The 15,856-nt window shown below is 76.0% G+C and carries 11 protein-coding genes; 3 read left to right on the top strand and 8 right to left on the bottom strand.

All coding sequences use genetic code 11. The features are described 5' to 3' along the window. Positions 1–40 precede the first annotated feature (40 nt). The 3 genes from DQ238_RS13985 (at position 41) to DQ238_RS13975 (ending at position 2,715) form a co-directional block, all read left to right on the top strand. A complete protein-coding gene (locus DQ238_RS13985; RefSeq protein WP_233495954.1) occupies positions 41–232 on the top strand; it encodes an acyl-CoA carboxylase subunit epsilon in 192 nt (63 codons plus the stop codon). A 70-nt stretch (positions 233–302) separates the two neighbouring features. Then, complete coding sequence (locus DQ238_RS13980) at positions 303–911, top strand: nucleoside triphosphate pyrophosphatase (RefSeq protein WP_113781878.1); 609 nt, start codon at positions 303–305, stop codon at positions 909–911. A 43-nt stretch (positions 912–954) separates the two neighbouring features. Then, positions 955–2,715 carry a biotin carboxylase N-terminal domain-containing protein gene (locus DQ238_RS13975; protein WP_199506347.1) on the top strand — a complete coding sequence of 587 codons (1,761 nt, stop codon included), beginning with the start codon at positions 955–957 and terminating at the stop codon, positions 2,713–2,715. 97 nt (positions 2,716–2,812) lie between these two features. On the opposite strand, the gene DQ238_RS24130 is transcribed toward DQ238_RS13975, so the two are convergent. From DQ238_RS24130 to DQ238_RS13935, 8 genes are all read right to left on the bottom strand, one after another. Beyond that, positions 2,813–4,597 carry a reprolysin-like metallopeptidase gene (locus DQ238_RS24130; protein ID WP_147263076.1) on the bottom strand — a complete coding sequence of 595 codons (1,785 nt, stop codon included), beginning with the start codon at positions 4,595–4,597 and terminating at the stop codon, positions 2,813–2,815. A gap of 174 nt (positions 4,598–4,771) precedes the next feature. Beyond that, positions 4,772–6,175 carry an NAD(P)H-quinone dehydrogenase gene (locus tag DQ238_RS13965; RefSeq protein ID WP_113781875.1) on the bottom strand — a complete coding sequence of 468 codons (1,404 nt, stop codon included), beginning with the start codon at positions 6,173–6,175 and terminating at the stop codon, positions 4,772–4,774. A 197-nt stretch (positions 6,176–6,372) separates the two neighbouring features. Beyond that, a complete protein-coding gene (meaB, locus tag DQ238_RS13960; protein WP_113781874.1) occupies positions 6,373–7,377 on the bottom strand; it encodes a methylmalonyl Co-A mutase-associated GTPase MeaB in 1,005 nt (334 codons plus the stop codon). After that, positions 7,377–9,578 carry a methylmalonyl-CoA mutase gene (gene scpA, locus DQ238_RS13955; protein WP_113781873.1) on the bottom strand — a complete coding sequence of 734 codons (2,202 nt, stop codon included), beginning with the start codon at positions 9,576–9,578 and terminating at the stop codon, positions 7,377–7,379. The genes meaB and scpA overlap by 1 nt, the downstream gene beginning before the upstream one ends. Next, a complete protein-coding gene (locus DQ238_RS13950; RefSeq protein ID WP_113781872.1) occupies positions 9,575–11,476 on the bottom strand; it encodes a methylmalonyl-CoA mutase subunit beta in 1,902 nt (633 codons plus the stop codon). Before DQ238_RS13950 ends, scpA begins: the two co-directional genes overlap by 4 nt. Before the next feature lie 39 nt (positions 11,477–11,515). Further along, positions 11,516–12,763 (bottom strand): amidohydrolase, encoded by a 1,248-nt coding sequence (locus DQ238_RS13945; protein WP_113781871.1) that lies wholly within the window; start codon positions 12,761–12,763, stop codon positions 11,516–11,518. A gap of 10 nt (positions 12,764–12,773) precedes the next feature. After that, positions 12,774–13,979 carry a glutamate--cysteine ligase gene (locus DQ238_RS13940; protein ID WP_113781870.1) on the bottom strand — a complete coding sequence of 402 codons (1,206 nt, stop codon included), beginning with the start codon at positions 13,977–13,979 and terminating at the stop codon, positions 12,774–12,776. 359 nt (positions 13,980–14,338) lie between these two features. Further along, positions 14,339–15,823: a hypothetical protein gene (locus tag DQ238_RS13935; RefSeq protein ID WP_113781869.1), complete on the bottom strand. Its 1,485-nt coding sequence runs from the start codon at positions 15,821–15,823 to the stop codon at positions 14,339–14,341. Positions 15,824–15,856 lie beyond the last annotated feature (33 nt).

Genomic DNA, 15,856 nt, shown 5'->3' with positions numbered 1-15,856 from the left:
CCCTGAGCGTGCGAAGGGTGGGGAGGACGGGGTCCTTCTCGTGCGGGTGGTCCGGGGCGGCCCCACGCCCGAGGAGCTCGCCGCCCTCACCGTCGTCGTGGCCGCGCTCGCGCAGCGTCGCCCGCACCGCCGGCCCACCCCGGTCGGGACCTGGGCCTCGTTCGGCGACGCCCACCGCACAGCACTGCGCCCCGGCCCCGGTGGCTGGCGCGCGTCCGGGCGGTTCGCGTGACCGAGCGTACGAGTTCGTGCGACAGCACAGCAGAGCCGCGCACGCGGACGACGAGCGCCGGCGAGGAGGCATGAGCGTGGACCGCCGTCTGGTGCTGGCCTCGGCGTCGCCGGCCCGGCTGGCGCTGATGCGCCAGGCCGGGTTGACGCCCGAGGTCGTGGTCAGCGACGTGGACGAGTCGACCGTGCGCGCGCCGCGGGTCGGCGAGCAGGTCGCGCTGCTGGCGGCGGCGAAGGCCGCCGCCGTGGCCGAGCGGGAGACCGACGCGCTGGTCGTCGGCGCCGACTCGCTGCTGGAGTTCCGCGGGCAGGCCCTGGGCAAGCCGGCCGACGCGCACGACGCCCGCGACCGCTGGCAGCGGATGAGCGGCAGGAGCGGCGTGCTGCACACCGGCCAGGCGCTCTTCGACGTCCGGGACGGCGAGGTGGTCGCGCGGGACGTCGCCGTCGTCTCCACCGTGGTGCACTTCGCCACCCCGACGCCGCAGGAGATCGAGGCCTACCTCGCCACCGGCGAACCGCTGGCCGTCGCCGGCGCCTTCACCCTCGACGGGCTGGGCGCGCCGTTCGTCCGCCGGGTGGACGGCGACCCCGCGGCCGTCGTCGGGCTCTCGCTGGCCACGCTGCGCACCCAGCTGGGCAGGCGCGGACTGACCATCACCGACCTCTGGCGCCGCTGAGGAGCCCGTTGTCGACCCCATGGACCCGGAGGAGGACGAACCGGTGCAGAAGGTCCTGATCGCCAACCGCGGTGAGATCGCCGTGCGGGTGGCCCGCGCGTGCAGGGATGCCGGGCTGACCAGCGTGGCGGTGTACGCCGAGCCCGACCGGGACGCGCTGCACGTCCGGGTGGCCGACGAGGCGTTCGCCCTCGGGGGGACGACGCCCGGCGACTCCTACCTGGTCATCGACAAGGTCCTCGACGCCGCCGAGCGGTCCGGCGCCGACGCGGTCCACCCCGGGTACGGCTTCCTCTCCGAGAACGCCGAGTTCGCGCGGGCGGTCATCGACGCCGGGCTGACCTGGATCGGCCCCTCCCCCGAGGCGATCGTCGCGCTCGGCGACAAGGTCCGGGCCCGCCACATCGCGATGGCGGCCGGTGCCCCGCTGGTCCCCGGCACCACGGACCCGGTGAGCGGCGCCGCGGAGGTCGTCGCCTTCGCCGAGGAGCACGGCCTGCCGGTCGCGATCAAGGCGGCGTTCGGCGGCGGCGGCCGCGGCCTGAAGGTGGCCCGCACGATCGGGGAGATCCCCGAGCTGTTCGACTCCGCCGTCCGCGAGGCGGTGTCGGCCTTCGGCCGGGGCGAGTGCTTCGTCGAGCGGTTCCTCGACAGGCCGCGGCACGTCGAGGCGCAGGTGCTCGCCGACACGCACGGCACCGTCGTCGTCGTCGGCACCCGCGACTGCTCGCTGCAGCGGCGCAACCAGAAGCTGGTCGAGGAGGCGCCCGCGCCGTTCCTCACCGACGAGCAGCGGGCCCGGATCCACTCCTCGGCCAAGGCGATCTGCCGGGGGGCCGGCTACACCGGGGCCGGCACGGTGGAGTACCTGGTCGGCACCGACGGCTCGATCTCCTTCCTCGAGGTGAACACCCGGCTGCAGGTCGAGCACCCGGTCTCGGAGGAGACCAGCGGCATCGACCTGGTCCGCCAGCAGTTCCGCATCGCCGAGGGCCTGCCGCTGCAGATCACCGAGGACCCGACCCCGCGCGGGCACAGCATCGAGTTCCGGATCAACGCCGAGGACGCCGGCCGGGGCTTCATGCCGGCGCCCGGCCCGGTGACCCTCCTGGAGATCCCCCAGGGTCCGGGCGTGCGCTGGGACTCCGGCGTCGAGACCGGCGGCGAGGTGGTCGGGGCGTTCGACTCGATGCTGGCCAAGCTGATCGTCACCGGCGCGACGCGGCGGGAGGCGCTCGAGCGGGCCCGCCGGGCGCTGGACGAGCTGGTCGTCGAGGGCATGCCCACGGTGATCCCGTTCCACCGCGCCGTCGTCCGCGACGAGGCGTTCACCAGCGAGCCGTTCCGCGTGCACACCCGCTGGATCGAGACCGAGTGGGACAACCGGGTCCCGCCGTACTCCGCCGCCCCGGCCGAGCACGCGGACCCAGAGCCGCGGCAGACCGTCGTCGTCGAGGTCGGCGGACGCCGGCTCGAGGTCTCCCTGCCCGCCGGCCTCGCCGTCGGCGGCGGCGCCCCGGCCGCGGCTCCCGGCGCCAAGCCGCGCAGGCGCGGCGGCGGGCACGGCGCGTCGGGTACCTCCGGGGACGCGCTGACCAGCCCGATGCAGGGGACGATCGTCAAGGTCGCGGTCTCCGACGGCGACAGCGTGGCCGAGGGCGACCTGGTGGTCGTCCTCGAGGCGATGAAGATGGAGCAGCCGATCACCGCGCACAAGGCCGGCACCGTGTCCGGCCTGTCCGCCGAGGTCGGCGCCACCGTCAGCAGCGGCGCGGTCATCTGCACGATCGCCGACGCCGGGTAGCCCCTGGCTGAGGGGTCGATCAACCGCCGGCGTCGATCAGGTCCCCATCGGCCGGTGAGCGGTCGACCTGGAGCCGGGTCCTCCGATCGGGGTGCGGTCAGCCGCGCCGGCGGGCGCGGACCCGGCCGGCCGCGCACCCGGCGAGCGCCGTGACGCCCAGCCCCGTGGCGGCGAGCACCGGCAGGGTCGGCCGGCCGGGGGTGGGGGTGGAGGTGGGGGCCTGCGCCGCCGTGGTGACCGGGACGCCGTCCGGCTCCTGTCCGGTCACGGCCGGAGCCGTCGAGGTCGGCGCGGCGGTCCCGGACCCGGTCGCGGCGGCAGGGGCGGCGGCGGCCTCGGAGCCGACCGCGGCAGCTCCCGGGCCGGTCACGGCGGGCTCGGACCCGACCGCGGGGAGCTCCTCGGCGGTGGGCGCCGAACGTGGCGGAGTCCCCGCCGCGGCCCCGGGGAGGACCTGCGGCGCCGGGGCCGCGGGCTCCGGCGGAGTCACCGGGGCGGCGCCCCCGGCGACGGGGGTGACGGTGACGGTCGCCCCGGCCGCGGAGACGGCGTCCACGGTGACCGTGGCGGCGCCCCCGGCGACCGGCACCGGGACACCGACGGGGAGGGCCGCCTGCAGGTCGGCGTCCCACCCGGCGGCGGCGCTGGGCGTGCCGTCGAGCAGCAGCGCGGTGTCGGGCATCGCGCCGGTGCGGTGCACCAGGACGCCGGGGTCGAGGCGGAAGCGGTTGTCGCTCGTGCCCAGCCAGGCGTCGCGGCCGGCGGCGGCCCGGTACTCCAGCCAGTAGGTGCCGCCCGCCGCGTCGGACAGGCGGACGGCGCGGGTGCCGGTCCGCCCCGACAGCGGCGCAAGGGTCACCGTCGTCGCCGGCCCGGCCACCGGGACGGCGAACTGCGCCGACGCGGGCAGCACCCCGAGCAGCGCCGCCTGCGGGGCGTTGAGCGAGCCGACCCGGCTCCAGGAGGCGCCCATCACGTCGTAGTAGTCGCGGTAGGGCGCGGTGCGGCAGGCGCCGGTCTCCACCGCGCCGTCGCACTGGGCGCCCGAGGAGTGGCCGAGACCGAAGTTGTGCCCCAGCTCGTGGGCGATCACCGAGGGCAGGACGTCGCGGACGTAGACCCGGCCACCGGCGGCGGGGGCGGCGCCGACCTGGCCGAGGGCGTAGGAGCAGCCCGGTAGGTCCCGCGGCAGGCTGCTGACGTAGACGACGAGGTGCCGCCCGGGGCCGGGCACGAAACCGGTGCGGGCGGCCACCTCGTCCCACAGGGCGGTGGGGTCCGAGCAGCCGGCGGCGGTCTCGATCCAGTCGTGCTGGTCGGTCACGCCGAGCTCGACCGCGCCGTCGGTCTGGTCGGCCCAGAACTGGGCGACCGGGCCGTCCACGGCGGCCACGACCTGGGCGAGCGTCGTCCCGTCACGCTGCCCACCGGCGGGCACCACCATCGCCACGGTGACCTGGTTGGTCAGTGCCGGGGTCCGGACCGGGGCGGGGTCCGGCGCCGCCCGGAGCACCTCGGCCGCGAGCACGTCGTGGGCCGCTTCGTAGCCGTCCTCGCCGGCCGTGTCGGGCAGCTGCCCGCCCACGGTGACCTCGACGGTGGACCCGACGGGCAGGTCGGTGACCGCGTCGGTCGGCACGCGCACCGCCTCGCCGTCCGCGGTCTCGACCCAGGACAGCGGCGCTCCGGCGGCCTCGGCGGCGGCCGGGTGCTCGGCGAGCCCGGCCTCCGGCCAGGCCTGCACCAGCTCCCCCACCACGGTGTCGGGCCGGTCGGCCTGCGCGGCCGCGGGGGGCAGCGCGACCGAGACCGCCAGTGCGGCCGCCAGGCCGGCCAGCACCCGGAGCGGGCGACGGCGGACGGTCGTCGGGGAGGCAGGCATCCCCTGTGCCATCGGCGGCCCGGGGGCTCGTCGACACCGGCCGCCGGGGATCGGGTCGAACGCCCCGTCACACCCGCCCCGTGGCCCTCACCCACCGCCCAGGACCCCGACCCCGTCGGCCCCCTGCAGGGTCCCGCCGCGAGCCTGCGAGTGGTGGGGGCAGGGGGTCCTTCCTCAGGCCAGGGCGTCGGCGCGCATCAGCCGGCGCCCGGCCTCGGTGATCGACCCGGACAGCGAGGGGTAGATCGCGAAGGTGTGGGCCAGGTCGCTGACCGTCAGCCCCTTGGTCACCGCCAACGCGATCGGCAGGACCAGCTCGGAGGCGCCCGGGGCCACCACCACGCCGCCGACGACCACGCCGGTGGCCTGGCGGGCGAAGAGCTTGACGAAACCGTCGCGCACATCGGCCATCTTCGCCCGGGCGTTGGTGGCCAGCGGCAGCCGGACGACCTCCACGTCGGCCCCCTCGGGCAGGGTCTTCTCCTGGACGCCGACGGTGGCGATCTCCGGGTGGGTGAAGACGTTGGCCGCCACGGTCTTGAGCCGGATGGGGGTGACCGCCTCACCCAACGCGTGCCACATGGCGATCCGGCCCTGCATCGCGGCCACCGAGGCCAGCTGGAACACCCCGGTGACGTCGCCGGCGGCGTAGACACCGGGCACGCTCGTGCGGGAGACCCGGTCGACGACGACGTGGCCGGACGGCGAGAGCTGCACGCCGCACCGGTCCAGGTTCAGGCCCGCGGTGTTGGGCACGGTGCCGACGGTCATCAGCGCGTGCGAGCCCTCGACGGTGCGGCCGTCGGTCAACTCGACCGCGACGCCCTTCTCGGTGCGCCGCACGCCGGCGGCCCGGCCGCGCTCGAGCCGGCCGCCGCGGGACTGGAAGACCTCCTCGAGCACCTCGGCGGCGTCGGAGTCCTCGCCGGGCAGCACCCGGTCGCGGGAGGAGACCAGCGTGACCGGAACGCCGGCCTCCAGGTAGCCGGAGGCGAACTCCGCCCCGGTGACGCCGGAGCCGACGACCACCAGGTGCTCGGGCATCTCCCGCAGGTCGTAGACGTCGCGCCAGTCGAGGATGCGTTCGTGGTCGGGCTCGGCACCGGGCAGGACGCGAGGGTCGGCGCCGGTGGCCACGAGGACGACGTCGGCCTCGAGCGTCTCGGTGACCGCGCCGTCGGCGTCGACCACCTCGACCCGGTGCTCGACCAGGCCGCGGACCTCGTCGGAGAGCCGCCCGCACCCGGCGGCCACCCGTACGCCCTCGGCGAGCAGCCGCGCCTTGATGTCCGCGGACTGGGCCACCGCCAGGGTCCTGACCCGCCGGTTGACCGCGGCCAGGTCGATGCCCACGGACGCCAGCTCGGAGCCCTGCACGCCGAGGGCGGCGGAGTCGCGCACGTTGGTCATCGCGCCGGCCGAGGCGATGAAGGTCTTGGAGGGGACGCAGTCGGTGAGCACGCTGGCCCCACCCACGCCGTCCCGCTCGACCACGGTGACCTGCGCACCGAGCGATGCGGCCACCAGCGCGGCCTCGTAGCCGGCGGGGCCGCCGCCGATGATCACGATGCGGGTCATGAGGCGTCCTTCTCCTGCTCCTGCTCCTGCGGGCGTCGGGCACACCCATTCTCCCCGTCGCCCCCGCCGCCGTCCGGCGACCCGCGGGGTCGGTCGCGCCACACGCCCGGAGGCTGCACCGGCGCCCGCCCCTACCCGCGATCATGAAGTTCGGGGAGCGACACGCCGCGCGTCGACGGCGTGTCGCTTCCCGGACTTCATGATCGCGGCAGGTCGGGGGTGGCGAGGAAGGTCTCGAGCAGCTGCTGGGCGGCCAGCGCCGGGGTCAGCTCGCCCGCCAGCACCGCCTTCTCCAGCTCCGGGGCGGCCGCCCGCACGCCGGGGTGGGCGCGCAGCCGGTGCTCGAGCCCGTCCCGCACCAGCTGCCGGGTCCAGCGCACCTGCTGGGTCCGCCGGTTCTCCTCGAAGGCCCCCGAGGCCCGCATCCGCTCCTGGTGCTCGACCAGCTTCCCCCAGACCTCGTCCAGCCCCTCGCCGGTCAGCCCGGCGCAGGTGAGCACCGGGACGTCCCAGGTCTGGCCCCGCCCGCGCAGCATCCGGATCGCCCCGGACAGCTCGCGGGCGGCCTTGCGGGCGTCGGCGGCGGCCGGCCCGTCGGCCTTGTTCACCGCGATCACGTCGGCGATCTCGAGGATGCCGCGCTTGATGCCCTGCAGCTGGTCGCCGGTGCGGGCCAGCGTGAGGAACAGGAACGAGTCGACCATCTCCGCGACCGTGGTCTCCGACTGCCCGACGCCCACGGTCTCCACCAGCACGACGTCGGAGCCCGCGGCCTCCACGACCACCATCGACTCCCGGGTGGCCTGGGCGACCCCGCCCAGGGTCCCGGACGTGGGCGAGGGCCGGATGAAGGCGTGCGGGTCGACCGCCAGCCGGGCCATCCGGGTCTTGTCGCCGAGGATCGACCCGCCCGACCGGGCGGACGACGGGTCGACGGCGAGCACCGCGACCTTCGACCCGGCCGCGGTCAGCGACACCCCCAGCGTGTCGATGAAGGTCGACTTGCCCACCCCGGGCACGCCGCTGATGCCGACCCGCCGGGCGTCGCCGGTGTGCGGCAGCAGCTCGACCAGCAGCTCCTGCGCCCGCTCCCGGTGGTCGGCGCGGTGCGACTCGACGAGCGTGATCGCCCGCGCCACGGCCCGCCGGTCCCCCGCCAGGACCCCCTCGACCAGCGCCGGGACGTCGACCTGGCGCGGCATCAGGTGCGGGCCGACAGGGTGCGCAGCAGGCCCTGCGCGGCCTCGGCGATCACCGTGCCGGGGAGGAACACCTCGGCCGCGCCCATCTCCTTGAGCGTCGGGACGTCGTCGGGCGGGATGACGCCGCCGACCACGATCACCACGTCGTCCGCCCCCAACGAAGCGAGCGCCTCCTGCAGCGCCGGCACCAGCGTCAGGTGGCCCGCCGCGAGCGAGGAGACGCCGACGACGTGCACGTCGGCCTCCACCGCCTGGCGGGCGACCTCCTCCGGGGTCTGGAACAGCGGGCCGACGTCGACGTCGAAACCGAGGTCGGCGAACGCGGTGGCGATGACCTTCTGCCCGCGGTCGTGGCCGTCCTGGCCCATCTTGGCGACCAGGATGCGGGGACGGCGTCCCTCGGCCTCCTCGAACGCCTCGGCCAGGCGGCGGGTCTCCTCCATCGGGCCGGAGGCGCCGGCCTCGTCGCGGTACACACCGGAGATGGTGCGCACCTGGCCCGCGTGCCGCCCGTAGACCTCCTCCAGCGCGTCGGAGATCTCCCCGACGGTGGCCTTGGCGCGGGCCGCGTCGACGGCCAGCTTGAGCAGGTTGGCGTCCAGCTCGCGGCCACGGCGTCCCTCGGCGGCCGCGCGGGCGGCGTCGGTGAGCCGGGAGAGCGCCTCGCGGACCGCGCCGTCGTCCCGGGAGGCGCGCAGCTCCTCCAGCTTGGCCTTCTGCTCGGCCAGCACCGAGGCGTTGTCGACCCGGAGCACCTCGATCGCCTCGTCGGCGTCGACCCGGTACTTGTTGACGCCGATCACCGGCTGCCGGCCCGAGTCGATGCGCGCCTGGGTGCGGGCGGCGGCCTCCTCGATGCGCAGCTTGGGGATGCCGTCGTCGATGGCCTGGGCCATGCCGCCGTGCTCGGCGACCTCCTGGATGTGCGCCCACGCGCGGCGGGCCAGGTCGTAGGTCAGCTTCTCCACGTAGGCCGAGCCGCCCCACGGGTCGATGACCCGCGTCGTCCCCGACTCCTGCTGCAGCAGCAGCTGGGTGTTGCGGGCGATCCGCGCCGAGAAGTCGCTCGGCAGCGCCAGCGCCTCGTCGAGGGCGTTGGTGTGCAGCGACTGGGTGTGCCCCTGGGTGGCGGCCATGGCCTCCAGGCAGGTGCGGACGACGTTGTTGAAGACGTCCTGCGCGGTGAGCGACCAGCCCGAGGTCTGCGAGTGGGTGCGCAGCGACAGCGACTTGTCCTTCTGCGCGCCGGCCTCCTCCATCAGCCGGGACCACAGCAGCCGCCCGGCCCGGAGCTTCGCGACCTCCATGAAGAAGTTCATGCCGATCGCCCAGAAGAAGGACAGGCGCGGGGCGAACGCGTCGACGTCCAGCCCGGCGTCCTTGCCCGCCTGCACGTACTCCACCCCGTCGGCCAGCGTGTAGGCCAGCTCCAGGTCGGCGGTCGCCCCGGCCTCCTGGATGTGGTAGCCGGAGATGGAGATCGAGTTGAACCGCGGCATCTCCTGCGAGGTGAACGCGAAGATGTCGCTGACGATCTGCATCGACGGCTTCGGCGGGTAGATGTAGGTGTTGCGGACCATGAACTCCTTGAGGATGTCGTTCTGGATGGTCCCGGCCAGCTGCGCAGGCGCGACGCCCTGCTCCTCGGCGGCGAGGACGTAGAGCGCCATCACCGGCAGCACCGCGCCGTTCATGGTCATCGAGACCGTCATCCGGTCCAGCGGGATGCCGTCGAAGAGCTGGCGCATGTCCAGGATGGAGTCGATCGCCACCCCGGCCATGCCGACGTCGCCGACGACCCGCGGGTGGTCGGAGTCGTAGCCGCGGTGGGTGGGCAGGTCGAAGGCGATCGACAGCCCCTTCTGCCCGGCGGCGAGGTTGCGCCGGTAGAAGGCGTTGGACTCCGCGGCGGTGGAGAACCCGGCGTACTGGCGGATGGTCCACGGCTGGGTCGTGTACATCGTCGGGTACGGCCCGCGCAGGTACGGCGGCAGGCCGGGGTAGGTGGACAGGAAGTCCAGCCCGGCGAGGTCGGCCGGGGTGTACAGCGGCGGGACGGCGATGCCCTCGGGCGTCTCCCAGGTCGCGTCGGCGACCGATCGGCCGGTGGTCTCCTCGAACCGCTTGGCCCAGTCGTCGCCGCCGGCGTGCGCCGCCGGGCGGCCCAGCTCGACCGACCCGAAGTCGGGGATCCCGCTCATGCCCGCTCCCCTCGAGGGCCGAAGTGGCCACTTTGGCCCAGTAGCTGCTCGTGTACCGCTCGCAACACGTCGAGTGCGTCGCACCCGGCGTACACGTACCCGTCGACGCCGTCCACCCCCAGCGACGGCTTGCCGGCCAACCACACCTGGGTGGCACCGGCCGCGTGCAGCTGCGCGGCGAGAGCGGCCGCGGACTCCGCGTAGTCACGGTCGGTGCCGCAGATGCAGGTCACCGTCGTCCCGGCGTCGGCGAAGCCGGAGGTGCCCTCGCCGGACGGCGTCTCGATGCCGCCGGCCTGGAACAGGTTGCCGGCGAAGGTGGCCCGCGCGGTGTGGCGGGCGATCGGGCCGATCGTGGCCAGGTGCACCCGCGGACGGCGGTCGGCGGACTCGGCGCGGTCGCGCAACTCCTCGTAGGCCTGCGAGGCCCGCACCCGGGGCAGCCCGCCGGTCGGGCGCGGATCGACCGCCGGCTGCCGCCGCGGCAGCTCCTCGGCCGGGTCGGGGAACTCGCTGACGCCGGTGATCGCGTCCTCCCGGTGCGCCAGCCGCTCCTGTCGCTCGCCCCAGGCCGCGGCGATGCGGTCACGCACGAGCCCCGACTCCAGCGCGGCGGCCAGCCCACCGGCCCGCTCGATCTCGGTGAACCAGCTCCACGCCGCCTGCGCCAGGGAGTCGGTCAGCGACTCGACGTACCAGGAGCCGCCGGCCGGGTCGAGCACGCGGGCGAGGTGCCCCTCTTCCACCAGCAGGCTCTGCGTGTTGCGCGCGATCCGCCGCGAGAAGGCGTCGGGCAGCCCCAGCGCGGCGTCGAACGGCTGCACGGTGACGGCGTCGGCGCCGCCCACGCCGGCGGCGAAGCAGGCGACCGTCGTCCGCAGCATGTTCACCCACGGGTCGTGCCGCGTCGTCATCACCGACGAGGTGACCGCGTGCTGCCGCTGGGCACGCGCGTCGGGCGAGGCGCCGCTGACCTCGCCGACCCGGTCCCACAGCCGGCGGGCCGCGCGCAGCCCGGCGATCGTCGTGAACTGGTCGGCGCTGGCGGCGTAGCGGAACTCGAGCGCGGCGAAGGCGTCGTCGACGGCCAGCCCACCCGCGGTGAGTGCCCGCAGGTAGGCGACCCCGGCGGCCAGCGAGCAGCCGAGCTCCTCGACGGCGCTGGCCCCGGCGTCGGCGAAGACGGTCGCGTCGACGGTGACGGTGCGCAGGCCCGGGTGGTCGGCCGCGCGGCGGGCGACGTCGGCCAGGCCGGAGAGGTCCTGCTCCCGCCCGGAGGCGGCGTGCACGCCGAGCGGGTCCAGGCCCAACGAGCCGCCGGGCGCCAGGTCGGTGCGACCGGAGACGTGCGCGAGGAGGGCCTCGGCGGCCGACAGCCCGCCGGAGACCGACACCGGCGCCAGGTCGAGGTAGACGTCGGCGAGGACCTCACCCAACGCCTCGACCGGGACCGCGCCCTCGCCGAGCACCAGCCACAGCGAGGTGACCCCGTTCTCCAGGTCGGCGGCGATCGCCTCCCTGGTGACCGCCACGTCGGGGGAGGCGTGCCGCTGGCGGACGTCCCAGCCGCCGGGGTCCGGGCTCGCACCGGCCCGGGCACCCCGCACGAACGGCGCCAGGCCCGGGACGCCGACCGCGGTGGGCAGGTCGCCGGCGTCCTCGGCGGTGTAGAGCGGGGCGACGGTGACGCCGGTGGCCACCGGCACCCGCAGCGCGTCCTCGACCGGGTCGGGCAGCTCCTCGCGGCCGGACCTGCGCAGGACGCCGGCCACCAGCTCCCGCCACCGGTCGCGGGAGACGGCCGGGAAGTCGCCGGCGAGGGCGAGGGTGTCGGGGACCTGGTGCTCGGCCGGCACCTCGGCGTCGCCGGGAGAGGCGGTCGGCTGGTCGGCGGTCATCGTCGGGCTCCCCGGGTCGTCGGTGGTGGGCGCCAGTCTCTACCGACGACCGCCGGGACCGGAACGGCCGGGGTGCGGCGGAGGCCCGGGCGGCGCGCCGCCGGCGTCGGCGGACAGCGAGTGCAGGGCGGCGCGGGCCAGCAGCCGCACGCCCACCCCGATCGCCCGCTCGTCGACGTCGAAGGTGCCCCGGTGCAGGTCCAGCGGGGCGCCGCCGCCGTGGGTGCCCAGCCGGGCCAGCGCGATGGGCAGCACGTCGGCGAACCAGCCGAAGTCCTCCCCGCCCATGCTCTGCGGGGACAGCCGCAGCCCGTCGCTGCCGACCGTCTCCAGCGTCGCCGAGCGCAGCAGCGCGACCGCCCGCGGGTCGTTGACCACCGGGGGGACGCCGCGCACGTAGTCGACCTGCACCCCCGCGCCGGTGGTGGCGGCCACCCGCTCGACCAGCGAGCGCAGCACCGCCTCGGCCTCCTGCCACATGTCCCGGTCGAGCACCCGCACGGTGCCGCGCAGCGAGCCGCGCTGCGGGATGGCGTTGGCCGCGACCCCGGCGTTGACCGCGCCCCACACCAGGGACATGCCGGCCCGCGGGTCGACCTGCCGGGAGAGCAGGGACGGCAGGTCGGTGATCAGCCGGCCCAGGGCGTCGACCAGGTCGACGGTGAGCTGGGGACGGGCGGTGTGCCCGCCGGGGCCGGTGAGGGTGACGTCCATCCGGTCGCAGGCGGCGGTGATCGCCCCGGTGCGCAGGCCGACGGTGCCGGCCGGGATGGAGGGGTCGCAGTGCAGCGCGAAGGCGCGGGAGGCGCCGGCCAGCCCCCCGGCGGCGACCACCTCGGTGGCGCCGCCGGGCACGGTCTCCTCGGCCGGCTGGAAGACGCAGCGCGCGGTGCCGGGCAGGCCGTCGAGGGTGGCGAGGGCCAGCGCCGCCCCGAGGACGACGGCGGTGTGCACGTCGTGCCCGCAGGCGTGGCACAGGCCCTCGCGGGTGGACGCGTAGGGGACGTCCTTGAGGTCGGGCAGCGGCAGCGCGTCGATGTCGGCGCGCAGCACCACGACCGGCTCCCCCGACCCGACCTCGACGAGCAGCCCGGTGCCGGTGGGCAGCCGCTTGGGGTCCAGGCCGTCGGCGCGCAGCCGCTGCTCGAGGAAGGACGTCGTCTCGAACTCGGCGAAGGCCAGCTCGGGGTGGGCGTGCAGGTGCCGGCGGACGGCGACCAGCTGCTGGTGCCGCTCGGCGACCCACTCGTCGACCGCCGTCCCCAGCTCCTCCGGGAACCGCGTCATGCAGCCGGCCTCATGCGGCGTGGCCCCCGGCGCAGTCGGCCGGGCCGGGCACCGGCCCCGGCGGACGGTCCGCGGGCCCGCTGGAGGGGAGGCCGTCGCGCAGCTCGGCCAGCAGGCTGTCGACGACGGCGCGCAGGTCGCCGTCGTGCTCCAGCGCGACCGCCCGCTGCCGCTCGTAGGAGGCGCCGACGGCGAGGATCCGCTCCACGTCGGCCAGCTCGGCCGCGCACCCGAGCCGCCGGGCGGTGGGCTCGAGGTCCTCCACCAGGTCGGTGATCGCCTGGCGGACCGGCTGCACGGTGCCCTTCTCGTCGACCACGATCTCGGCGTCCAGGCCGTAGCGGGCCGCCCGCCACTTGTTCTCCCGCAGCACCCAGCCGGCCGGCGTCGGCAGGGTGTAGCCGCGGTCGAGCTGGGTGTCGAACTGCTCGACCAGGCACTGCGAGAGGGCGGCCACCGCGCCGATCTCGTCGAGGGTGGGCAGCCCGTCGCAGATGCGCAGCTCGACGGTGCCGAAGTCCGGGTGCGGGCGGATGTCCCACCACACCTCGCGCACGCTCTCGATGGCGTGCGTGGAGATGAGCGTCTCCATGTACTGCTCGAAGCGGTCCCAACCCGACAGCTGGTAGGGCAGCCCGGCGGTCGGCATCCCCTCGAACACCTTCGACCGGGCCGAGGCCAGGCCGGTGTCGCAGCCGACCCAGTACGGGGACGACGCCGACAGCGCCAGGAAGTGCGGCACGAACTGGGTGAGCGCGTTGACGATCGGGATGGCCTTCTCCGGCGCCCGCACGCCGACGTGCACGTGCACCCCGAAGATCTGCAACCGGCGGGCCAGCCACTGCATCTGCTCGACGAGCCGGTGGTAGCGCTCCTTGGGCGATATCTGCTGGGTCTGCCAGTCGGTGATCGGGTGGGTGCCGGCGCACATCAGGCCCAGGCCGCGGCGGGCGGCGACGGCCCGCACCTCGGCGAGGGTGCCGGCCAGGTCGGCCTTGGCCTCGGCGACGGTGGTGCAGATGCCGGTGATGATCTCGATGGTCGACTGCAGCAGCTCGTGCTTGGCCCTGGGGTGCTCGGCGGCGTCCTCGGGGCGGATCTCCTCGAGGATCTCGACGGCGCCGGCGGTCAGCTGCCGGGTCTGCAGGTCGACCAGCTGCAGCTCCCACTCGACGCCGAGGCTGGCGCGTTCGGAGGAGCGGAAGGGGATCTCCACCTCGGGGAGTCTAAGAGGACCCCCTTGCCCCCCACCGCTCGCAAGCTCTCGGCGGGACCCTGCAAGGGGGCCACACCTCTCTTCCCACGCCTCGCGAGCTCGGCGCGGGCCCCTGAGAGGTGGCCGCTTGCCCCCCACCGCTCGCGAGCTCGCGCCAGGCCCCCTCCCGGGCACCGCCCCGAGCGTGCGAGGGGTGGGCAGGAGGGGGTCCTTCTACCTGCAAGGGGGCCACACCTCTCTCCCCACGCCTCGGAAGAGGACCTCCCTGCCCCCCGCCACTCGCACGCTCGCGGCGGGACCCTGCAGGGAGGCCAGCGGGCCCCTGAGAGGTGGCCGCCGCCTGCCCCGGCGGCCGGCGGTCAGGTCGCCGGGACCAGCGCGCCCTCCCGCGCGGCCGGGCGGAGCAGCCACCGGTCGGCCGGCACGCGGGCGCGCACGGCCGCGACGGCCCGGCGGCCGAAGCGCTCCTCGTCCACGAACACGCCGCAGCGCTCCCGGCCGACGACGAGGGCCGCGCGGCCGTCCGCGGTGGGCAGCGCGGCCTCGACGAGCTCCCACGGGATGCGGTGGACGTCGCCGTCGGCGTCCCGGGAGGCCAGCTCCCGGTCGCCGACCACGAGGGCGACCCGGCGCTGCCGGTCGAACAGCCGCGCCAGGGGCGACGGCCGGAAGGTCTCCCCCGCGGGCAGGGAGGTGTGCACGCCGCAGGCCGGGCGCCACTGCACCGGGTCGCCGGGGCCGTCGTAGCCGGCGTCCCCGGGCACGGAGAGGATCGCCGTGGCCCACGTGTCGCGCAGCGCCGCGGCCACCCGCTCGGCGGTCGTCGTCCGCCAGCCCGCCAGGACCTCCCCCACCGGGCGGAACGGCAGCCCGCTGACCGCGCAGTAGGCGGCGTCGGCCAGTTCCGACTCGGCGACGGCACGCTCGTCGTCCAGCTCCTCCGCGAAGCCGGCCACCGCGTGCGCCAGCTCGGCCTCGGTCGGGCCCTGCTCGCACAGCTGCGCGTAGGCCTGCCAGAGCAGGCCGGCCACCGCGCCCTCGCAGCCCTGCCGCGCGTCGACGACGACGGCGACCTCCCGCCGGTCGGCGGAGAGCTCCAGGGCTCGCGAGTCGACGGCGTAGCTCAGGCCGCGGGCGTGCCGCGCGGCGTCCCGCAGCCGCCGCTCGAGCACGTCGACGCCGACGCGCAGCGCCGGGTCGCCCGCCCCGCCGCAGGTGAGCAGCAGGCCGACGCCGCCGTGCCCCGCCGTCCACACCGGGCCGGTCTGCGGCCGGGCCGGCGGGACGACCCGGACGGGACGGGGGCCGGGCGGCAGCGGCAGCCGCAGCCCGGCCGGCAGCGGGCCGGAGCACCACAGCGCGGCGTTGCCCCGGACGAACCACCGGCGGGCGTGGCCCCGCACGGTCTCCTCGGTGAGGTACTCCGGGCCGGGCCCGTCGGCGCCGACCAGCCCGGGGCCGGCCAGGCCGAAGCGGGCGGCCCACAGCGCGCCGAGGGTGGAGTACCCCCTGGCGCAGCCCTCCGCCTGCAGGACGCCGACCTCGAGGTCCATCCGCTCGGTCGGCAGGTCGCCCAGCGCGCGGCAGATCCCCTCGAGGAAGGCGCCCACGGCCTCGGGCCGGCCGGTCGCGGAGAAGGTCGTGGTGTCCACGTCGGTGACCGCGTCGCAGCGCAGGTGGGTGCGGGGCAGCGCGCTCATCGCCAGGTGCTCGACGAGGTGGGTGACCTCGGTGATCGCGAAGGTCTCGTCGCGCAGCCCGACACCGAAGACCAGGACGGCGGTGGTCCGCCCCGAGCCCTCCGCGGCGAAGACCGGGACGCCGTCGATGTCGATGCGCTGCACCGGGACAGGTTCGGACCCGCGCCGTCCGCGGCT

The sequence above is a fragment of the Geodermatophilus sp. TF02-6 genome (assembly GCF_003319115.1).
Lineage (GTDB): Bacteria > Actinomycetota > Actinomycetes > Mycobacteriales > Geodermatophilaceae > Geodermatophilus.
The sequence above is the reverse complement of the archived record's forward strand: the minus strand, read 5'-3'. Positions and strand labels throughout refer to the sequence as shown.